The organism is Sphingomonas sp. GW821-FHT10F09 (genome assembly GCF_058809195.1).
In genome coordinates this window covers 371,497-392,262 of the sequence record NZ_JBXASI010000003.1, presented here as the reverse complement: position 1 = coordinate 392,262, position 20,766 = coordinate 371,497, and the positions used below count along the sequence as shown (strand labels likewise).

The following is a 20,766-nucleotide window of genomic DNA, read 5'->3' as shown; positions in this document are numbered from 1 at the left end:
ATCGACATTCAGCCCTGACGGCCTGCAAACGGCGGTTTCGCGCGCTTCCGGTGCTCACGTACCGATAGTACGCTGCGCTCCGGGTCACGCAAAACCACCGTTTTCGGCACGTCATCTCCTGAATGTCGATCGGCCCGAGCGCATGGCGGTCGATTCCGGATCCTCGCGTGGCGACTTTTGCCGCGCCGGACGTTGAGGGGGCGATGAGCATCAATTCCATGTCCCGCCGCAGCCTGGCTACCAACGCCAGCGTTGCCGGCAACACCGCCGCGTGGTGGCCCGGCCGCGCCGGCTTCGCCGTGACGGTGGTCGAACGCGCGCCCGCCTTCCGCGACGGCGGCGGGACTATCGAGGTGCGCGGACTTGGGCGCGCGGTGCTGCGCCGGGGGAGCCTGCCATGTTCGTCCTGATCGCCGCGGCGGCCATCACCGGGGCCATCGCCGATCCCGCGCCCGCGGCGGTGACGCCGGGGACGGTCACCATTCGCGCCGCCGCGTCCGCGACGCTGCCCGCGGAGACGCGGCAGGCGTTCGACGATGCCGTGCAGCGGGCGCTGCTGCGCGCCCGGTTCACGCCGCTGCCGGGGCAGGACCATGGCCGCTATATCGCGACGGTCGAGGTGACGCGGGCGTCGCGCGGGGTCGTCACGTCCGACATCCCGGCCTCTTCCGCGCCGCTCGCGAGCCTCAACGGCAGCGTCAGCCTTGCGTTGCCGCCCGGTGGCGACCGGCTCAGCGACCTCGTCGCGACGACGCTGACCGTCGTGCTGTCGCGGCGCAGCGACGGTAAGGTGCTCTGGTCGGGGAGCGCGGTGACGGTGCGCGTCACGGGCACGCGCGCAGGCGCCGTGCCGCTCGTCGCCGGGACGCTGGCTGATGCGGTGCTCGCGCGCTTTCCCGCGCAGGCCGACGGCCCGATCGCAATTCCATGATGGCGCCACGTAAAGGATTGCCAGCTATCGATAATTTGCCCAGATCATGACGCGTCCAACTGCCGGGCGGAGAATGACGCTGATCGATCCCTTGCCCGTGGTGATATGCGTTCCCGCGCGCAACGAGGAGCGGGCGCTGCCGGCGCTGCTCGACGCGCTCGCCGCGCTGACATGGGACCAGCCGGCCCTGACCGTCTGCCTCTATCTGGATGCCTGTATCGATGGCAGCGAGGCGGTGGTGCGGTCGGCGGCGGCGACCATGCCGTTCGCGTTGCGGATCGGGATCGGGACGGATCGTCATCCCTCCAACGCCGGTGTCGCGCGACGGGCGGCGATGGCGATGGGGCTGGACCAGCTCGCCGGGGCGGAGGGCCTGTTGTTCACCACCGATGCCGACAGCCGGCCACGGCGCGACTGGATCGCGGCCGGGCGCGCGGCGCTGGCGCAGGCGGACGTCGCCGCCGGCCGGATCGCGCGCCGCAACGGCGCGGCAGATGCGGCGCAGTCGCGGATCGAACATTATTATGACCGCCTGCACGCCTATCGCCGGCGGATCGACCCGGTGCCGTGGGAGGCGCGGGACACGCATCATTTCAGCGGCGGCGCCAATCTGGCGGTGCGTTCCTCCGCCTATCAGGCGATCGGCGGGTTCCGGCCGCTGCCCTTCGCCGAGGATGCGACGCTGCTCGACGATGCCGCACGTGCCGGCTTCCGCGTGCGGCGCGACGGCGCGATGCTGGTCGAGACGTCGTCGCGGCGGCATGGCCGCGCACCGCTGGGGCTGGCGAGCGCGTTGCGCGCGATGGACGACGGCGAGCCGCAGCGGGTCGCGCATCCCGACGCGATGGCGTGGCAGTGGCGCGAGCATGCCGCGATGCGCTTCGGCTTCGCGACGATCGCGGACGGCGCGGCGCGCGCAAGCCTCGCCGGGCGGCTGGGCCTGTCCGCCGACCATCTGCTCGGCGTCGCGCGCGAATGCCGCAATGCCGAGGCCTTTGCGATGCGGATCGTTCCCGCGCCGCCCGACGTGGAAACCCTGATGACATTGGCCCAGGCCGAAGACGCGCTGACCCTGCTGGAATCGCAATGGTGCGGGGCGGCGGCATGACTGCGATGCGCAGCGCGTTGCGCGCCGCGATCGCCGACGCGGGCTGGGACCGCGCGCCGCCGCGCGACCCGGACGATGCGGCGGCATCGCTCGCGATCCTGACCCGGCTGTACGAGACGGGCCGGCGCGACCTGCCGCTCGGGCGGCTGCTCGAAGGGCATGTCGATGCGGTGCAGATCGCGCGACGCTATGCCGGCCCGGCACAGCGCGAGCGGCTGCTCGCGGCGCTGGCGGCGGGCGCGACGCTCGGCGTGTGGAACGCCGCCTTGCCCGACGCGCCGCTGATCCTTGCCGACGGCATGCTGGACGGCGGCAAGAGCTATGCCTCGGGCGCCGGCGTGCTGACGCATGCGCTGGTGACCGCGCAGGCGGCGGACGGCACCCGCCTGCTGCTGCTCGACCTCGCGGCGGTGCCGCCCGCGATCGATCGCGACTGGTGGCGGACGACGGGCATGCAGCGATCGGAAACGCATCGGGTGCGCTGGACGGCAGCCGCGATCGGCGACGATGCGACGATCGGCGCGCCAGACGATTATGCGCGCGAGCCGTTCTTCAGCGGCGGCGCGCTGCGCTTCGTCGCGGTCCATGCCGGCGGCATCGCGGGCCTGGGCGACCGGACGCGCGATCATCTGGTCGCGACCGGTCGCGCCGGCGATCCCTTCCAGGCCGCGCGCCTTGCCGAGCTGTTCTGCCTGAGCGATGCCGCGGCGAGCATCGTTCGCCGCACCGCGACCGACTGGTTCGACGAGCGCAACGACGCGCGCCTCGTCCGGGTCGCGGCGAGCCGGATCGCGGTCGCCGATGCCGCCGAACGCGCCATCGCGGTCGCGCAGCAGGCGGTCGGCCTCGCCGGTCACTTCCTCGATCATCCGCTGTCGGCGATGCTCACCGATCTGTCGGTCTATTTGCGCCAGCCCGCGCCCGATGCGCAGCGGCTGCGGGTCGGTGCGGCGGTCGCGAGCGGGCAGCTCGCGCCATCGCTGTGACGCTCCGGCTGGGACGGCCGCGCCATGCGGTCGTGGTGGCGCCGCACCCCGATGACGAGATCATCGGGGCGGCCGCGCTGATCGGCGCGCTGGTCCGGCGGGGATGCCGGGTGACGGTGGCGATCGTCAGCGACGGCGCCGCTTCGCATCCCGCGAGCCGCCGCTGGCCGCGCAGGCGGTTGGTCGCCGAACGCTATCGCGAATCGCGTCGCGCGTTGCGGCGTCTGGGCATTTCGGCGGATGCGGTGCGCTGTCTGGGCCTGCCCGACGGCGCGGTGGGGACCGACGTCGCCGGCTGCACACTCGCGCTGCGCCGCATCGCCGGACCGGGCGTGGACCTGATCGTCGGCCCCGCCGCGGGCGACGCCCATCCCGATCATCAGGCCGTCGCCGCGGCGTTGCACAGGCTGCGCGGTGGCGCGCGGCGGCTCGCCTATCAGGTGTGGCCGCCGCAATCGCTGGCGCGCGGGCGCGCGCAGACTGTGGCGATGCGCGGTGGATCGGCGGCCAAGCGTTCGCTGATCCGCGTCCACGCCACGCAGTTGGGCGCGATCCACGATGACCCCACGGGTTTCGCGATCGCCCGGCACGAACTGGACGCGTTCAGTCATCCCCTCGAAGCCTTCGTGGAGGTCCGGCGATGACCGCGATCGACCTCAGTGGTTTCGCCGACAAGTTCGCGACCGACGACGATCCGTGGGGCACGTTCAGCAACCGGGACGAGGCGGTCAAGCGGCAGGCGATCCTGCACGCGCTGGGGCCCGGGCCGGTCGGGCGCGTGCTCGAACTCGCCAGCGGCAACGGCTCGAACAGCGCCGCGCTCGCGCCGCGCGCGCTGCGGCTCGATGCGACCGAGGGGACGGAGGAGGGCACGCGGCTGACCGCGGCGGCGATCGCGGGGCATCGCGGCGCGCAGGCGGTGCGGCTGGCGCTGCCCGCGGCGTTTCCGCGGCCGGTCTACGATGCCGTGATCGTCGCGGAGCTGCTCTATTACCTGTCGCCGCGCGACATGGCGCAGGTCGCCCGCGACGTCGCCGGCGTGCTGCGCCCCGGCGGCCGGCTGATCCTCGCGCATCATCGCATCGACTTCTACGATTTCGCGCAGCATTCGCGTCGTATCCAGACCCGGTTCCTGCGCGAGACGGGCCGGTCGTGGCGGGTCCGGCCGGTCCGTGCGCGCCGGCGGTGGCAGGTCGTGGTCGCCACCGCTATCGCCTAGCGGCGACCGGCCGCGCCGCCATAGAGCAAAGCGTTGAACAGCAAGGGGAAGGTGCCATAGGATTGCGCGCGCTGCGCGACCTCGGGCGCCATGAGGAACAGCTTGCCGCGCCCGACGTCGACGTCGGCGACCGCGATCGTCCCGGCGAGCTTTTCCTGCCCGACCGCCCAGCCGCTGCGCAGCGTGTCGCGCCCCTCGAACCAGGCGACGCTGGCATAGCCGGCGCCGGAGCCCCTCGGCACGAAGGGCTGCGACTGGTTGAAGAATACGTCGACCCGGTCGGGCAGGCCGAAGCCCAGCGGCTGGCGGTTGTCGAGGCGGGCGCGAAGGATGGAGCCGGGGATGTAGAAGCTGTTCGTTTCCGGCATCGCCTGCTTGCCGTCGACTTCGCGGGTCAGCGCGGGCTTGAGCGGGGTCGCCATCAGGTCGGCGAAGCGCCCCGAACTGCCGATCGCGACCACGGCGCCGCCGTTGCGGACGAAGGCGGTCACCGCCGGCGCGGTCTTCGCATCGGTGGTGAGGCCGAGCTGGTCGCGGTACTCGGCGGGCGTGTCCTCCACCGCCGGCTGGCGCGGCGCACGGTCCGATCCCCAGGCGCCCGACGGCGCCATCGCATCGTCGGTGAACAGCAGGACGTCGAAATCCTTGCCGAGGTCGCCGGCATCGAGCCGCTTGGGGAAGACCTGTCGAAACGGGAATTCGAACTTTTCGAGGATGAAGCGCGTCCAGCCCGCCGACATCAGCCCGCCGTAGCGATCGACCAGCCCGATCCGCACCGGACGCAGGGCGATCGTCTCCCCCGCCGGTGCCGCATCGACCGCCGTGGCGTCGAGGCCGAGTTCCGTCACCGCGCGGCGCACGATCGCATCGCTGGTGGCGGAGGCGGGAATCCAGATCGCGCCGGGCGCGAAGGCTTCGCCGGCGACGGTGACGGACGGCCTGATCCACGCGACGTTCGCCCCCGCCTTCAGCAGGCGGTTGGTCAGGATGAAGCCGTTGGTGCTCTCGTGCCCGACGATCCAGCCGGCGGTGCCGCTGCCCCGGATCGTCCCCGGCGGCGGCGCGGTGACGTCGGCCAGGGTCGAGAAGGTGCCGGTGACCGGATCGAGACTGCGGTCGAAGGTCACGCCCATCTGATAGGCGAGCGTATAGCCGGTGACGTCATAGGGCGCCTTGGGCGGGCCGCCCGGGAATTCTGTGTCGTGGGGATGGTCCTGCGGCTCGAACATGTCGAGGATGTGCGGGCGATAGGCCTGCGCGGTGCGGACCAGATACGATCCGGCGGGATAGGTCCGCCCGTTCGCCTGAAAGGCGGCGTCCGCGCGCTCGACCTCGACCCCGTTCTTGATGAGCGCGTTGAGAAAGGTGATCGTCGCGGGCATGTCGCGCTGCAGCGCGGGCAGGATATAGGCGCGCGCGTCGCGCTCGGCCGGCGCCTGCATCAGCGATGCGTAGAGCGCCGGGTCGACCTTCTTGGGACCGCCCGGCCGCGCCTCGCCGTCTTTCGATTTGAGCGGAGCGGCATTGACCAGGCGATCGACCTTGGCCGGCGTGATCGTCCAGCTGTCGCGACTGCCGCGTTCGATGCTGTTCGTCGCCATTCGCCACATGTTGAACAGCAGCCGTTCGCGATTGCGCGCGGCATAGTCGATCACCGCGCGGTCGAGCGTCCATTGGTAATCGAGCGAATCCTGCAAATGCCACGCCCGTGGTGCGACCGGCAGCATCTCGTCGCCACGCGGCAGCTGCGTCGCCGGGACCAGCGGGATCTCGGTCGGCGTCGGCCCGCCGATGATCTCGGTCAGCAGCCCGATGCTGTTGTGGAAATAGGCGACCGAGCGCTCCATGCCATTGTGCCACGTCGAATAGCGCGCGGCGCTGCGGCTGCCCGACCCCGGCTTGCCCTCCGCGATCAGCCGCGAATGCATCGCGAAGCCGACCTCGCTCAGCTGCGACATGACGATCGGGTCGTAGTTGAAGTTGAATGGATCGCGGAACGGCGGGACGAACACGACCATGCCCTCCGGCCCGGTCTGGTGCTGGTTGTAGACGATCTGCGGGTAATATTGGCGGAACAGCACGCGGTTGACGTTCTCCGTCTCCGGCATCGCCGCCATGTAGCTGTCGCGGTTGTTATCGTGGCCGACATATTTCTGGTAGAGCCGGGGCAGGGTGGCGAATTCGCGTGCCTTGGGGTCGGCGTGGCGCATGTACCAGTTGCTGACCAGCTCCATCCCATCAGGATTGTCGTGGCCGAACAGGATGATGCAGTCGTCGAGCAGCCGCATCGTCTCGGCATCGGTCTGACTGAGCATGCGGTGGAGCACCTGGATCTGCCCCTGCGAGGTCACCGTCTCGGTCGCGTGCATGCCGGCGTCGATCCACACGATCGCCTTGCCCTCGGCAGACAGGCGGCGCGCCTCCGCCTCATCGACGCCCTTGCCGCGCGCCAGCCGCGCCGCGATGTCGCGGAAATGGTCGAGCCGCGCGAGGTTGGCCGGCGACGACACGATCGCCATCCACTGCGTCCGCCCCTCTGCGGTGCGGCCGATGTCGACCAGCTTGATGCGATCCGATTCGCCCGCCAGCCGCTGCAGATAGGCGGCATATTCGGTGTAGTTGGCGAGATAGTAATCGGTCCCCGGCGGCTGTTTGAAAAAGCGTTCGGGCGCGGTCTGGGCGTGGACCGGAAGCGCCTGCAACAGCAGGGCGGCGGTGAGCAGCAGGCGACGCTTCATCGGGGAGACTCCGGAATGCGGGGAAAGGCGAGGGCGGCGGCGGCCGGCATCAGCTACGGGAGAGGGCGATCGATCCGTCGGACACCGGCGTGACCCGGATCTGGAAACTCGCGGTCAGCGCGGTCAGGAACGCCGCGCTCTCGCGCACGCCGAACCGGCCGGACACCATCAGCGGGGTGAGGCGCGGATCGACGATCACGATCGGCCGTTCGCGATAGCGGTTGAATTCATCGACCGCCTGTTCGAGCGTGTCCTCGTCCAGCTCGATATAGCCGTCCTGCCACGCGACCCGACGCAGGATCGAGCCGTCGTCGAGCCGCGTCGTCGCGAGCATGTCGGGCCGGATCAGCGCGGTGTCGCCGGCGGCGGCGCGCACCGACTGGCCGTTCCCGGACAGGACCGACACCAGTCCGTGCGTCACCGTCAACTCGATCCGGTCGGGCAGGCGGCGGATGTTGAAGCGGGTGCCGAGCACGCGGATACGTGCGGTGCCGAGGTCGACGACGAACGGCCGTCGCACATCGCGCGCGACGTCGAACATCGCCTCGCCCGCGAGCAGGCGGACCCGGCGTTCCGACCCGTCGAGGCGGGTGTCGAGCAATGTATCGGTGTTGAGCGCGATCGATGTCCCGTCCGCCAGCCGGGTGCGGCTCTGCTGGCCGCGGCCGGTGCGATGCCGGTCGGGCATGAGGTCGGCGTAGCGCGACAGGCCTAGCCCGACGCTGCCGACCGCGGCGGCGGCGAGCAGTCCGACCGCACCGCGCCGTGTCACCGGACGGCGCGCGTCGGTCGGCGCGTTGTTGGATGCCGCGATCGCCGTCGGCGGATCGGCAGGCGCGTCCTCCAGCGCGCAGCCCTCCATCTCCGGAGCCTCCCGCACCCGCGACCGCGATGCCGTCTCCCACGCCAGCGATGCGGCGGCGAAGGCGACGGCGTGATGCGGCGAGGCGTCGATCCAGGCATCGGCCGCGGCGCGGACGTCGTCGGCAGGTGCGCTATCGAGCCGGATGACCCACGCCGCGGCCTCGGCCTGAATCGCCGTCCTGTCGTGCGTCGGCGGCGCCATGCCGGGTAACCCCATGATCCTCCTGCTCCGTCATCGCCGCCGTCACGAGCGTCAGCGCCCTGGTCAGATGCTTCTCTACGGTAGAGACGGATATCCCCATGATATCCGCTATCTCCGTCATCGCATGGCCCTGCACCCGGCGCAGCACGAAGGCGCGCCGCGCCTGCGCGGGCAAGGTGGCGATGATCGTTTCCAGCCGGCGCAGCGTGTCGCGTGCGTCGAGCATGCCGTCGGTATCGATGCTGCGCTGCAACCCGTCCAGATCGGCCATATAGTCGAACGAGACGATCACCTCGCGCCGCTGCTGGTCGATCAGCATGTTGTAGGCAGTGCGGGTCAGGAAGGCGAGGCCGTGGCGGATCGCGCGCCAGTCGGCGCAGGCGAAGGTCCGTGCGAGCACCTCTGCGACCAGATCGTCGAGATCCTGCGTGTCGCGGATCACGCGGCGCAGACGATGGCGCAGCAATGCCTGCTGCGGCAGGATCACCGCCTTGAACCATTCCAGCTTCTGATCGCGATCGCTCAAACCCGTTCCCCCTGGGTAGCCGATCCTCTCCGCGGCCCGCATGAAAGCGACAAACGCGGGGGCTGTCGAGCCATTTAATTGCTTTTTTATGACGTCGGACGGTGAGGGTTTCGCGGGGCCGTTCGTCTCTCTCGGCAGGGACATCGCAGATTTCAGGCGACGGGGGATTATGAAGACCAGGTTCAGCAGAACGGCATTGGCCGTCCGCGTCAGCGCACTCGTGTTGACCGCCGCAGGCTGCGTCCAGGCGGGCGTCGCGCAATCGGCGGTGCGGAGCGTGCAGTTCGACATCCCCGCGCAATCGGTGGGCGGCGCGTTGCAGGCCTTCTCCCGGCAATCGGGCTATCGCGTCCTCTTCCCGTCGAAGAGCGTCAGCGCGCTGCGCGCCGATGCGGTCGTCGGCAGCTATCCGGCCGAGGCCGCGCTGCAGCGGATCCTGCGCGGCACGCCGCTGCGCGTCGCGTCGATGGCGGGCGGCGTCGTCGCGCTGACCAGCGACCCGGCGCCGCGGCTGCGGACGATTTCCGCCGCCCCGTCCTTCGTCCAGACCGCTACGCCCGAGGCGCCACCGGCCACCGATCAGACGCAGCCCGCGAGCGATGCGCCGCAGGATCAGGCGCCGCCCGACGACATCGTCGTGGTCGGCTCGCAGATCCGCGGTGCCAAGGTCAACGACGCGCTGCCCGTCACCGTCATCGGCCAGCGCGAGATCGCGGCGACCGGCGCGGTGTCGGGCGACGAGCTGTTCCGCTCGGTCCCGCAATTCGGCGACGTCACCTTCAACAGTTCGTACCTGCCGGGCAGCAGCAATTCGGCGCGCGGCGACGTCGGTTCGATCAATCTGCGCAACCTCGGCATCGGCAACACGCTCGTCCTGCTCAACGGCCGCCGCGTCGTCGCGCATCCGACCAGCCAGGCGAACACCCAGCTGGTGCCGGTGCTGACCTACAATTCCAACGCGATTCCGGTGAACGGGCTCGAACGGCTGGAGGTGCTGCGCGACGGTGCCGCCGCCATCTATGGCGCCGATGCGGTCGCGGGCGTGGTCAACACCGTGCTCAAGACCGATTACAGCGGCGGCGACATGTCGGTGCAATATGGCGGCGCCGAGGGCACGGGCTTTCGCGAATTCAACGCCAATGGCGTGTTCGGCACCAATTTCGCCGGCGGGCGCGGCAACGTCACCCTGTTCGCGAATTACGATCGCGGCACCGGCCTCGACAGCACCGAACAATCCTTCACCGCCTCGTCCGACCGGCGTGCGCTGTTCGTCGGCACCCGGTTCGAGGGCGCGACCTCGCTCGATTCGCGCAGCGTGACGACGCCGTGGCTGTCGGCGCAGACGCCCGCCAGCTTCGGCACGATCCGCGCCGGCACGACCGCGCTGACCAGCGCGTCGGGCCTGTTCCACATCCAGCCGACCACCTCGGCAGGATGCCAGCGCGCGATCGGCAACGGCCTGTGCATCGACGACGGCGCGCTGTCGACCGCGGGCGCGGACCGCGACCTGCGGCAGGATACGGCGGCGCAACGGACGTCGGTGATCCCGTCGCTCAATCGTATCAACCTGTTCCTGACCGGCCATTTCGACCTCGACGATTCGGTCACCGCCTTCTGGGAGGGCGGCTATTATCGCGGCAAGACGCATGCCGAGCAGAGCCCGATCCAGACGCTGACGTCGATCCCGATCACGGTGCCGGCGAGCAATTATTGGAACCCGTTCGGCGCCGCGACCTTCGCGGACGGCACCGCCAATCCCAATCGCATCCCCGGCACCAACGTGCCCGCCGCCGGCCTGCCGGTGACGATCCGCAACTATTCGTTTTCCGATTTCGGCAACATCAAGGTCGACGTCACCAACCAGCAATATCGCGGCCTGTTCGGCCTGCGCGGCAGCTGGAACGGCTTCGACTGGGAAACCGCGGGCAGCTATTCGGAAGCGACCGTCCGCGACGTCAGCGACAATATCTCGCGCACCAAGCTTGCCTATTACCTCGGCCTGTCGACGCCCGACGCCTATAACGTCTTCAACGGCGGCACGCTGGACAGGCCGTCGATCGGCGATGCGACGCCCAACCGGCAATCGACGATCGATGCGATCCGCGAAAGCCTGACGCGGCGCACCAAATCCACGCTGGCGACGTTCGACTTCCGCGTGTCGAAGCGCAACCTCATCACCCTGCCGGCCGGCGACGTCGGCTTCGCCGCGGGGATCGAGGCGCGGCGCGAGACGCAGCTCGACGATCGCGATGCGCGTATCGACGGCACGATCACCTACACCGATCCGCTGACCCGCGTCGTGGCGGGCGATTTCGCTAATTCGAGCATCAACCCCGACACGCGCGGCCATCGCGAGGTCTTCGCGACCTATGGCGAACTGGCGATCCCGGCGATCTCGCCCGAGATGGGCGTGCCGCTGATCCGCAGCCTCAACTTCCAGATCGCGGGCCGGTTCGAGGATTACAGCGATTTCGGCAGCATCGCCGTGCCGAAGGTCGCGGGTGCGTGGGACATCGTCCGCGGCATCCGCCTGCGCGGATCATGGGCGAAATCGTTCCGCGCGCCCAACCTCGAACAGACCAACGCCGCGCTGGTCACCCGCACCAACACGCGCACCGATTATGCCTTTTGCGAGGCGGACCTGCGCGCGGGGCGGATCAGCAGCTTCGCCAATTGCGCCCGGTCGCAGACGACGACCGCGCAACGCTCCGGCAACCCGGATCTCGATCCGGAACGGGCGACGACCTTGTCGTTCGGTGCGGTGCTCGAACCGCCGCTGCCCTCGGGCCTCGGCAGCCTGACGCTGACCGGCGACTATTGGCAGGTGAAGCAGAAGGGGCTGGTCGGCATCTTCGGCGAAGGCAATGCGCTGATCCTCGACTATCTGCTGCGCCAGTCGGGGCAGACCAACCCGAACGTCGTCCGCGCCGCGCCGACCGGGGACGATATCGCGGCCTTCACCGGCACCGGGCTGGCGCCGGCGGGGCAGGTGCTGTTCGTCACCGACCGTTACGTCAACCAGCTGCCGCAGACGGTGCGCGGGGTCGATCTCAACGCGATCTACAACCTGCGCGACACCGGCGTCGGCAATTTCAACCTGTCGTTCAACGTCGCGCATCTCATCAAATTCTATCAGGACCCGTCGCCCGGCATCGCGGCGCTGCTGGCGGCGCGGGACGCCGGCCAGATCAACGCCGGCACCAGCATTACCGGCGGCGGCGACCTGCGGCGGCAATCCGCCCGGCCGACGTGGAAATGGTCGGGCGCGCTCACCTGGTCGCTAAAGAACGTGACGATCGGCGCCTTCACCCAATATATCGGCAGCGTCGAGGATACCGGGCTGATCGATTCCGCCGGCGCGCCGTGGATCGTCGACGACCAGATCACCGGCAACCTGTTCGGCCAATATGCCTTCACCGGCGGGTCGCTCGCCGGCACGACGATCCGGCTGGGGGTGCGCAACCTGACCGACGAAAAGCCGTCGCTGTCGTCGGACGGCTATCTCGGCATCCTCTATACGCCGGTCCGCCGCTATTGGTACGCGAACATCCGGCACAAGTTCTGATGCGGATGCGCGGTCTGGTTCTAGCGGTCCTGCTCGGGACGGCGACGGTGGTGGCCGCTCCCGCCGCGGCGCAGGGGACGCTGTTCGGCGTCGTCGCGGACCGGGACGGCGGCAGGCAGGTGATCCGCCTGCCCGCGGCGGGGCCGGACGGGGTGATCGGCCGCTATCTCTACACGCCGTCGATCGCCGCCGGCCTGGGCGCGAAGGACATCGGCGTCGATCGCGCGTGGCTGGGGCAGACGCAGATCCTGGTGTTTCGCCGGCTCGGCAAACGCGTGCTGCTGTCGTTCGAGAACACCCGCTTCCGCGCGCTGAACGGGGAGCGGGGTGCGGAGGAAGCGGTGGAATCCTCCTTCGCCCCGTCCACTATCTGGGCGGGCGAGGCGGTCGACGAGCCGGGCGGCGGCACCGCGGTCGACATCGCCGGGTTCCTGCTGCGCGACGGCCTCGACATCGCCGGCCGGCTGAAACAGGGCAAGGCCGGTACCTACCGCCTTGCGCCGACGCTGAGCTATGTCGATCCGCGGCAGAGCGCGGCCTTTCCCGACAATGTCGAATTCCAGTCGGTGCTGACCTTCCAGACCGACGAGCCCGGCACCGCGATCCGTCGCGCGGTGCCCGATGCGCGCGCGATCACCGTGGCGGTGCATCACAGCTTCATCCGCCTGCCCGACGACGGCTTTGCGCCGCGTGCGCACGATCCGCGCACCGGCACCTCGGTACAGGTGATCCGCAACGATTATGCGACCGCGCTCGACCGGCCGATCGTCACCCGGCTGGTCCGCCGCTTTCGCCTGACCAGGCGCGATCCCGGGGCGGCGCGATCGCCGGTGGTGAAGCCGATCGTCTTCTACGTCGATCGCGCCGCGCCGGAGGCGATCCGCACCGCGCTGATCGAGGGCGCGCGCTGGTGGGCGCAGGCGTTCGACGCCGCGGGCTACAGCGATGCGTTCCGCGTCGAGCTGCTGCCCGAGGGCGTCAACCCGATGGACGCGCGCTACAACGTCATCGCCTGGGTCCATCGCGAGACGCGCGCCTGGTCGACCGGATCGACCATCGTCGATCCGCGCACGGGCGAGATCGTGCGCGGCGTCGTCCAGCTCGGCTCGCTGCGCGCGTGGCAGGACAAGATGATCTTCGAGGGGCTGGTCGGGGCGGAGCGGGAGAATAGCGGCGCGGCGGATGATCCGATCCGGCTGGTCCGCGCGCGCTTGCGCCAGCTGGCGGTGCACGAGGTCGGGCACGCGCTGGGGCTGGCACACAATTTCGCGGGCAGCAGCTATGCCGACCGGGCGTCGGTGATGGACTATCCCGCACCGCTGATCCGGGTGCGCGACGGCGGGCTGGACCTGACCGATGCCTATGCCACCGGGGTCGGCACGTGGGACCGGTTCGCGATCCGCTGGCTCTACGGCACGGCGCCGAAAGGTGCGGACGAGGCGCGCTGGCTGGACGGGCTGGCGCGCGAGGGGCAGGCGCGCGGCTATCGCTTCGTGTCCGACGGCGACACGCGCGGGGCGGGCGATGCCCAGCCCTATGGCAATATGTGGGACAATGGCGAGGACGCCGTCGCGGAACTCGCCAACGTGCTGGCAGTGCGGCGGATCGCGCTGGCGCGGTTCGGCTTGCGCAACCTGCCCGATGGCGCGCCGGCGGCCGATCTGCGGCGGATGATCGTGCCGATCTACCTCTACCATCGCTATCAGGTGACCGCGGCGTCGAAGCTGATCGGCGGTGTCGATTATGGCTATGCGGTGAAGGGTGACGGCCACGAACGCGCGGCGGTCGTTCCCGCTGCCCGCCAGCGCGCGGCGCTGACCGCGCTGATCGGCACGTTGTCGCCAGACCAGCTCGACCTGCCCGACGCGTTGCTGGCGGTGCTGTCGTCGGTCCAGTCGGGCACGCCGGACATCCAGTATGAGATCGAGCTGCTGCCGTCGCGGACCGCGGCGCCGTTCGACCTGCCGGGCGCGGCCGAGGCGGCGGCGGACGTGACGTTCGAGGCGCTGCTCGATCCCGAGCGGCTCAACCGGCTGATCGAGCAGCAGCGCGTCGACCCGCAGCAGCTGTCGGTGGATGAATTGTTCGAGCGGATCGGCGCCGCGCTCGGCCCGACCGCGGCGGGGCAGGGACGGGCGGCGGAGCTTCGGCGGCGGGTGCGCGGCCGCTACGTCGCCCGGCTCGCCGGGCTGTTGCAGGACAAGCGCCTGTCGTCGACCGCGATCGCCGCCGCGCGCGGTGCCGCGACCCGGTTCGGCGCACGGCTGCGTGGCTGTGCCGGCGACCGGATCGAAACCGATTCCTGCGCCTATCTCGCCGCGCTGTTGACCGGGCCGGTCGAACAGTTGCAGCGTCTCGCCGAGCCGATCGCGCCGCCGCCGGAGGTGCCGCCGGGCGCGCCGATCGGCAGCGACGAGGACGACTGGCTGACGACGCCCCTATCCCCTGCAAGCAAGGATGCCTCGTGACCCGTATCGCTTCGCCTGATCGCCGCGCCGCATTGCCGCTGCGCGTCGGGATCGTCCTGCTGATTGCCGGCCTGACCACCGCCGCCACGCCGGCCCCCGCGCCCCGGCGCCTGGCGATCGTCGGCGCCACGGTGTTCGACGGCACCGGCGCCGCCCCAAGGCGCGCGAACGTCCTGGTCGAGGATGGCCGCATCGTCGCGGTCGGCCCGGACGTCGCGCCGCCCGCCGGCGCCAGCATCATCGACGCGCGCGGCAAGGCGCTGTTGCCCGGCCTGTTCGACCTCCACACCCACTGGACCCCGGCGGGCGTCCCCGCGACGACGCCGCAGATCGCCACCGCCTATGTGCAGGCGGGCGTCACCACGGTGAACGACTTCCACGAACAGCCGGAAAGCTATGCACCGCGCCGGCAATGGCTGGCGTCGCTGGCCGCGCCGCACGTCAACTTCGCCGCGCGGGTCAGCACGCCCGGGGGGCATGGCGCGGACTGGGCGGATCAGTCGACGACGATCTGGGTCAACACGCCCGAAGCCGCGAAAGCCGCGGTCGAGCGGCTGAAGCCGTACAAACCCGACCTCATCAAGGCGTTCACCGACGGCTGGCGCTATGGCGTCGCGCCGGACAATACCAGCATGGACGAATGGACGCTGGGCGCACTGGTCGAGGGTGCGCATCAGGCCGGGTGGAAGGTGCTGACCCACACGGTCACCGTCGATCGCGGCGGGGTCGCGGCACGCGCCAAGATCGACGCGCTGGCACACGGACTGCAGGATCGCGACATCGACCCGGCGACGCTCGCGACAATCGTCGCGGCGAAGATGGCGATGGCACCGACGCTGGCGGTCTACGAGCCCGACAAGGCCGGCCCCCCGAAGGATCCCGCGAGCGCGCGCTACCGGCAGAGCGTCGCCAAGTTCGGCCATGCGCTGCACAATGTGAAGGTGATGTACGATGCCGGCGTGCGCATCGGGCTGGGGACCGATGCCGGCATGCCGGGAACGCCGCACGGCGCATCGACGCTGCGCGAGCTGGAACTGCTGGTCCGCGCCGGCCTGACCCCGACGCAGGCGCTGGTCGCCGGCACGCGGTCGAGTGCGGAGATCATGAACCTCGACGGCGACCGCGGCACGATCGCGCCGGGCAAGCGCGCCGACATCATCCTGGTCGACGGCCGGCCCTGGGAACGGATCGCCGATATCCGCAAGCTGTCGCAGGTCGTGATCGACGGCCGGCTGGTCCATGGCCCGGGCGCCCCGGCGCTGCCCGCGGGCAATCGCGCCAGCTATCTGCCGGCGGTGACGGTGCCGGCGACGATCGACGATTTCGAGCGGCCCGACGGTCGCAGCACGCTCGACACGCTGCGGCTGGAAACCGGCGACGGCGGCATGGATCGCACCGTCGAGATCAGCCAGATCGTGCCACGCGGCGACGGCGGCCACGCGCTGCAGCTGTCGGCGCGCATGGCGATGAAGGGCGACGCCTATGCCGGCGTCGCGGTGCCGCTGACGCGGGGATCGGTCCAGCCGGTCGACGTGCGCGGCTATCGCGGCGTGCGCTTCGACATGAAAGGGGCGGGACCATTCTTGTTGAAGCTCAACGGGCTGGCGGGCAGCTGGTCCGCGCCGGTGACGGGGACGGCGGATTGGACGGCGATCGAAATTCCCTTCACGATGCTGACGCCGGTTTCGCGTGGCGATAAGCCGGGTATCGCGTTCAAGGGAGATGCTATCGTGCAGGTCGAAATCGGAGCGGCGCGGGCGCCGGGTCAGACGGTCAGCGTCGCCTTCGACTCGTTGCACTTCTTTTGAGCCGCGGCATGGCGATCCGCACCCTGCTCACGGCAGCGTCGCTCCTCCTGCCGGCCGCCGCCGCCAGCGCCGACCCGACCGGTCAGGCGATCGATGCGAGCGTGGTCAAGAGCTACCCGCAGCTCGACGCGCTGTACCGCGACCTGCACGCGCATCCCGAGCTGGGGTTTCAGGAAGTCCGTACCGCCGGCGTGCTGGCGGCCCGGATGCGCACGCTCGGCTTCACCGTGACCGAGAAGGTCGGCGGCACCGGCCTTGTCGCGCTCTACCGCAACGGCGCAGGGCCGACGCTGCTGGTCCGTACCGAACTCGACGGCCTGCCGATGGAGGAGAAATCCGGCCTGCCCTATGCGAGCCGCGCGCAGGCGAGTTTCGAGGGCAAGACCAGCTTCGTCGCGCACAGCTGCGGGCATGACGTCCATATGACCGCGTGGATCGGCGCGGCGCAGGCGCTGCTGGCGATGAAGGCGCAATGGCACGGCACGCTGATGTTCGTCGCGCAGCCGGCCGAGGAGCAGGTCAAGGGCGCGAAGGCGATGATCGCCGACGGTCTGTTCACGCGCTTCCCGAAACCCGATGCGGGCATCGCCGTGCATGTGGGATCGGAGCCGACGGGGACCGTGATCGTCAAGGACGGGGTGGTCAGCTCCAATTCCGATTCGGTCGAGGTGACCTTCAACGGCCGCGGCGGCCACGGATCGATGCCGAGCGCGACGATCGACCCGATCGTGATGGGCGCGCGCTTCGTCACCGACGTGCAGACCGTCATCAGCCGGCAGAAGGACGCGGGCACGTTCGGCGTGGTCACCGTCGGCGCGTTCCAGGCGGGGACCGTCGGCAACATCATCCCCGATACGGCGGTGCTGAAGCTCAGCCTGCGCTCGTTCACGCCCGCAGTGCGCACGCTGCTGCTCGACGGTGTCAGCCGGGTGGCCAAGGCGTCCGCCGCGATGGCCGCCGCGCCCGAACCGACGGTCAAATGGCTCCACGGCACCGCAGCGGTGGTCAACGATGCCGCGCTCGGCGCGAAGGTGGCAGCGGCGCTGGCCGCGTCCAGTCCCGATACGATCCGCCACGTCCCGGCATCGGAGCCGGGCTGGTCGGCGAGCGAGGATTATTCGGCCTTCGTCGAGGCGGGCGTTCCGTCCGTCTACATGACGATCGGCGGTTATGACGCCGCGACGCTGGCGCGGTTCGCGGCCAAGGGGCAGACGGTGCCGAGCAACCATTCGCCCTTCTTCGCGCCCGATCACGAGGCGGCGATACGCTCGGGCATCCGCACCCTGACGGTCGCGGCGCTGGCGGTGATGCGATAGGGGGCGGGGGGCTACGTCCCCCCGCGTCGCTCAGCGCTGCTTCTTGGTGATGGTGGCGGTGAAATCGGGGTCCTTCTTCGCGACCCAGTCGACGAACTTGCGCACCGCCGGATCGGCCAGCAGGCCCTCCACGTCCATGCCATGGCGCTGCAGCTCCGAATTGGTGAAATGCGCCGTCACCGTCTGCTGGCAGATCGGATGCATGGGAACGACATCGCGACCGCCGCGGCTCTTGGGGACGGGATGGTGCCAGACGATGGTCTTGCCCGTCGGCCGGCCGCACAGCCAGCACGGTGCCGCCAGCGCCGCGGGTGCGTCGTCCGCATCGCCCTGATCCGCATCATAGGGGCCGTGTTTGGAATGCTTGCGGGCCATAGGGTCAACCGGATCCGTATCGCGGCCGCCCGGGATCGGCGGCCATGGCCGCGCTCCTACACCAGTGCCCGGCCGATATCGATCGGGAACGACGCGTGCGGCGCGGCGCCGAACCGGTGCGGGGCATCTCCGTCACCGGGGGGCGGGCCGCGCCGTCGATTGCGAGAAGGGGCGGGCGCCCGCGCTGCTGCCCCACGCCGTGTCGGGCTGTGCGCCCATCGTGACATGCAGCTCGCCGCCCTGCCGGATCTCGTCGTCGCGCAGATAGCTGCGGGTCAGCGGCCGGCCATTGAGCGTCACCGAGCGGATATAGGGATTGGCTTCCGACAGCCCGTCGGTCCGGACCACGAACTGCTTGCCGTCCGGCAGCGCGATCGCCGCGCGCGACAGGAACGGACGGCCGATGACATATTCGTTCGATCCCGGCGCGACCGGGTAGAAACCGAGCGCCGTGAACACCAGCCAGGCGGACATCTGGCCGAGGTCGTCGTTGCCGCTGAGCCCCGCCGGGGTCGCGCCATATTGGCTGGCGACGATCTGGCGCAGCCGTTCCTGCGTGCGCCATGGCGCGCCGGCGTAACTGTAGAGATAGGCGACGTGGTGGCTCGGTTCGTTGCCGTGGATATATTGGCCGATCAGCCCGGCGATATCCTCGGCATGGCTGTAGTCGAGCTTCGAATTGTCGTGGTCGAACATCGCATCGAGCCGGGCGATCGATTTGGCATCGCCGCCGAGCAGGCGGAACAGCCCGGCCTGGTCCTGCGGCACGAACCAGCTGTATTGCCAGGCATTGCCCTCGGTATAGTCCGATCCGTAGTTGATCGTGGTCGGGTCGAACGGCGTGCGGAACGTGCCGTTCGACAGCCGCGCGCGCAGCCAGCCCGAGCGCGCGTCGAAGCTGTTGCGCCAGTTGCCGGCGCGTTTTTCGAACCGGGCGGCGATGTCGGCCTTGCCCATCCGTCGGGCCATGCGGGCGATCGTCCAGTCGTCATAGGCATATTCGACCGTCTTCGACGCCGCCTCCGGCTCCTTGTCGATGGGCACGTAGCCGCGGCGGATGTATTCGCCGAGCCCGCCATAGGCCGCATGATCCGCGCTCGCCACCATTGCGCGCAGCGCCGCCTCTGTATCGAAGCCGCCGATACCCTTCATATAGGCGTCGGCGATCACCGGGACGGCATGATAGCCGATCATCGTCCACGTCTCGCGCCCGGCGAACTGCCAGACCGGCAGGATGCCGTCGGGGCTGTGCTGCTGGCTGGCGAGCAGCGAACGGACGATGTCGGTCGTGGTCTGCGCGGGCTGGATCAGCGTCAGCAGAGGATGTTCGGCGCGGAACGTGTCCCAGAGCGAAAAGGTGGAGCGGACGGTGAAGCCGTCCGCGCGATGGACCTGATCGTCCGGCCCGCGATAGCGGCCGTCGGCGTCGCTCCACACGCTCGGCGCGAGCAGGCTGTGATAGAGCGCGGTCGCGAAGATGCGCCGCATCGGCCCGTCGGCGTCGAAGCGGACCGCCCCCAGCGCCGTGTCCCAGCCGTCGCGCGTGCGGGCGCGCACCGCGTCGAAGTCGCCCGGTTCGCTGTCGAGATTGGCGAGCGCTCCCGCCTCGTCGACGCCCGACAGGCCGACCTTCACCTCCAGCGGCGCGTCGAGCGTGCCGAAGTCGAGCCGCGCCTCCAGCGCCCGGCCGAGCTTCTCGGCCAGCGCGTCGCTGCCGCGGCCGGGGCCCTGAAAGCCCTTGTACGGCACGTCCGTCTCGCGGTTGACCAGCGCGTGGCCGACCAGGGCTGCGGAGAAGCGCATCGCGAAGAACAATTTGCGCCCCGGCGCCCAGCCGCGCGTCTCGCGAAAGCCGGTGAGCACGCCGTCGGCGCGCAGGTGCAGCCCCGACCACAGGATCTTGCCCGGATAATTGTACAGCGACGATCGCAGGTCGACGATCAGATGCGCCGCCTTCCCCTGCGGGAAGCGGTAGCGGTGCACGCCCACCCGCGTCCCGGCGGTCATTTCCGCGCGCACCTGCGGCCCGTCGAGCGTCACCGCATAATAGCCCGGGCTGGCAACCTCCGTGGCGTGGCGGAAGGCGGATCGGTAGCCGGGCGCGGCATGCGTGCCGGGGTCCATCGGCACCGCCTCGCCCGCGACCGGCATGACGAGCACGTCGCCCAGATCGGAATGGCCTGCGCCGGAAAAATGGGTGTGGCTGAACCCCACGATCGTCGGGTCGTCGTAGCGATAGCCGGCGGCATGGCCGTAGCAGCTGCGGATGACGCAGGAGGTGTCGGTATCGGGCGACAGCTGCACCATGCCGAACGGTGCGACCGCGCCCGGAAAGGTATGGCCCTCGCCGCCGGTGCCTATGAAGGGATCGACCGCGTCGCTCGGCCGCGCCGCCGATGACGGCCCCTGTTGCGCGGCGGCGGCGGTGGCGGGGAGGGTGCCGAGCAGGGCGGCGGCGATGGCGATGGCGCGGCGGGACACGGTCGCGCGCCGGGCGATGCCGGCGGATGCCCGCCCCGTCGCATTCCCATCACCCGTCCCACCCGATGTCCGGTGAATCACGATGCGCATGCTCCTCTGCCTGTTCGGCCGGTTCCCGGCCGGCTGACGCCGCTCTTGCAAGACCGGGGAAGAGGATTAGACTATCAAATTGCTCAATT

General features: G+C 70.1%; 15 protein-coding genes. 10 read left to right on the top strand and 5 right to left on the bottom strand.

All coding sequences use genetic code 11. The features are described from left to right. Positions 1–167: 167 nt before the first annotated feature. From AC1RTO_RS12510 to AC1RTO_RS12485, 6 genes are read left to right on the top strand one after another with little or no spacing between them, the layout of a single operon-like run. Positions 168–410, top strand: a complete 243-nt coding sequence (locus AC1RTO_RS12510; RefSeq protein WP_493161157.1) for a hypothetical protein — start codon at positions 168–170, stop codon at positions 408–410. After that, positions 398–931 (top strand): hypothetical protein, encoded by a 534-nt coding sequence (locus AC1RTO_RS12505; protein WP_493161156.1) that lies wholly within the window; start codon positions 398–400, stop codon positions 929–931. The genes AC1RTO_RS12510 and AC1RTO_RS12505 overlap by 13 nt, the downstream gene beginning before the upstream one ends. A gap of 46 nt (positions 932–977) precedes the next feature. Further along, a complete protein-coding gene (locus tag AC1RTO_RS12500; protein ID WP_493161155.1) occupies positions 978–2,039 on the top strand; it encodes a glycosyltransferase family 2 protein in 1,062 nt (353 codons plus the stop codon). Continuing rightward, positions 2,036–3,025, top strand: a complete 990-nt coding sequence (locus AC1RTO_RS12495; RefSeq protein ID WP_493161154.1) for an acyl-CoA dehydrogenase family protein — start codon at positions 2,036–2,038, stop codon at positions 3,023–3,025. The genes AC1RTO_RS12500 and AC1RTO_RS12495 overlap by 4 nt, the downstream gene beginning before the upstream one ends. Further along, on the top strand, positions 3,022–3,669 hold the full coding sequence (locus AC1RTO_RS12490; protein WP_493161153.1) for a PIG-L deacetylase family protein: 648 nt from the start codon (positions 3,022–3,024) through the stop codon (positions 3,667–3,669). Before AC1RTO_RS12495 ends, AC1RTO_RS12490 begins: the two co-directional genes overlap by 4 nt. Next, complete coding sequence (locus AC1RTO_RS12485; protein WP_493161152.1) at positions 3,666–4,244, top strand: class I SAM-dependent methyltransferase; 579 nt, start codon at positions 3,666–3,668, stop codon at positions 4,242–4,244. The genes AC1RTO_RS12490 and AC1RTO_RS12485 overlap by 4 nt, the downstream gene beginning before the upstream one ends. Here the strand turns inward: AC1RTO_RS12485 and AC1RTO_RS12480 are convergent. From AC1RTO_RS12480 to AC1RTO_RS12470, 3 genes are read right to left on the bottom strand one after another with little or no spacing between them, the layout of a single operon-like run. Continuing rightward, positions 4,241–6,982 carry a M14 family metallopeptidase gene (locus AC1RTO_RS12480; protein ID WP_493161151.1) on the bottom strand — a complete coding sequence of 914 codons (2,742 nt, stop codon included), beginning with the start codon at positions 6,980–6,982 and terminating at the stop codon, positions 4,241–4,243. The two genes, AC1RTO_RS12485 and AC1RTO_RS12480, sit on opposite strands and share 4 nt — an antisense overlap. A 49-nt stretch (positions 6,983–7,031) precedes the next feature. Then, positions 7,032–8,063, bottom strand: coding sequence for a FecR family protein (locus tag AC1RTO_RS12475; protein WP_493161150.1), 1,032 nt, complete (start codon positions 8,061–8,063; stop codon positions 7,032–7,034). After that, positions 7,978–8,574: an RNA polymerase sigma factor gene (locus AC1RTO_RS12470; protein WP_493161149.1), complete on the bottom strand. Its 597-nt coding sequence runs from the start codon at positions 8,572–8,574 to the stop codon at positions 7,978–7,980. Before AC1RTO_RS12470 ends, AC1RTO_RS12475 begins: the two co-directional genes overlap by 86 nt. Before the next feature lie 169 nt (positions 8,575–8,743). Between AC1RTO_RS12470 and AC1RTO_RS12465 the strand changes: the two genes are divergently transcribed. The 4 genes from AC1RTO_RS12465 to AC1RTO_RS12450 are packed head-to-tail and all read left to right on the top strand — an operon-like array spanning position 8,744 to position 17,731. After that, positions 8,744–12,139: a TonB-dependent receptor domain-containing protein gene (locus AC1RTO_RS12465; protein ID WP_493161148.1), complete on the top strand. Its 3,396-nt coding sequence runs from the start codon at positions 8,744–8,746 to the stop codon at positions 12,137–12,139. Positions 12,140–12,189: 50 nt separating this feature from the next. Next, on the top strand, positions 12,190–14,607 hold the full coding sequence (locus tag AC1RTO_RS12460) for a zinc-dependent metalloprotease (RefSeq protein WP_493161147.1): 2,418 nt from the start codon (positions 12,190–12,192) through the stop codon (positions 14,605–14,607). Continuing rightward, the gene (locus tag AC1RTO_RS12455; protein WP_493161146.1) at positions 14,604–16,415 is read left to right on the top strand and encodes an amidohydrolase family protein; all 1,812 of its coding nucleotides are present in this window, start codon (positions 14,604–14,606) and stop codon (positions 16,413–16,415) included. Before AC1RTO_RS12460 ends, AC1RTO_RS12455 begins: the two co-directional genes overlap by 4 nt. Before the next feature lie 8 nt (positions 16,416–16,423). Beyond that, positions 16,424–17,731, top strand: a complete 1,308-nt coding sequence (locus tag AC1RTO_RS12450; RefSeq protein ID WP_493161145.1) for an amidohydrolase — start codon at positions 16,424–16,426, stop codon at positions 17,729–17,731. A 30-nt stretch (positions 17,732–17,761) separates the two neighbouring features. Here the strand turns inward: AC1RTO_RS12450 and AC1RTO_RS12445 are convergent, their stop codons facing one another. Together AC1RTO_RS12445 and AC1RTO_RS12440 are read right to left on the bottom strand one after the other, a co-directional pair. Then, positions 17,762–18,106 carry a hypothetical protein gene (locus AC1RTO_RS12445; protein WP_493161144.1) on the bottom strand — a complete coding sequence of 115 codons (345 nt, stop codon included), beginning with the start codon at positions 18,104–18,106 and terminating at the stop codon, positions 17,762–17,764. Between the two features lie 132 nt (positions 18,107–18,238). Then, complete coding sequence (locus tag AC1RTO_RS12440; protein WP_493161143.1) at positions 18,239–20,587, bottom strand: GH92 family glycosyl hydrolase; 2,349 nt, start codon at positions 20,585–20,587, stop codon at positions 18,239–18,241. Positions 20,588–20,766 lie beyond the last annotated feature (179 nt).

Excerpts from the sequence above, each read along its gene's own strand:
- AC1RTO_RS12505 (WP_493161156.1), top strand. The coding sequence starts at position 398 with ATGTTCGTCCTGATCGCCGCGGCGGCCATCACCGGGGCCATCGCCGAT.
- AC1RTO_RS12500 (WP_493161155.1), top strand. The coding sequence starts at position 978 with ATGACGCGTCCAACTGCCGGGCGGAGAATGACGCTGATCGATCCCTTG.
- AC1RTO_RS12495 (WP_493161154.1), top strand. The coding sequence starts at position 2,036 with ATGACTGCGATGCGCAGCGCGTTGCGCGCCGCGATCGCCGACGCGGGC.
- AC1RTO_RS12485 (WP_493161152.1), top strand. The coding sequence starts at position 3,666 with ATGACCGCGATCGACCTCAGTGGTTTCGCCGACAAGTTCGCGACCGAC.
- AC1RTO_RS12480 (WP_493161151.1), bottom strand. The coding sequence starts at position 6,982 with ATGAAGCGTCGCCTGCTGCTCACCGCCGCCCTGCTGTTGCAGGCGCTT.
- AC1RTO_RS12475 (WP_493161150.1), bottom strand. The coding sequence starts at position 8,063 with ATGGGGTTACCCGGCATGGCGCCGCCGACGCACGACAGGACGGCGATT.
- AC1RTO_RS12465 (WP_493161148.1), top strand. The coding sequence starts at position 8,744 with ATGAAGACCAGGTTCAGCAGAACGGCATTGGCCGTCCGCGTCAGCGCA.
- AC1RTO_RS12450 (WP_493161145.1), top strand. The coding sequence starts at position 16,424 with ATGGCGATCCGCACCCTGCTCACGGCAGCGTCGCTCCTCCTGCCGGCC.
- AC1RTO_RS12445 (WP_493161144.1), bottom strand. The coding sequence starts at position 18,106 with ATGGCCCGCAAGCATTCCAAACACGGCCCCTATGATGCGGATCAGGGC.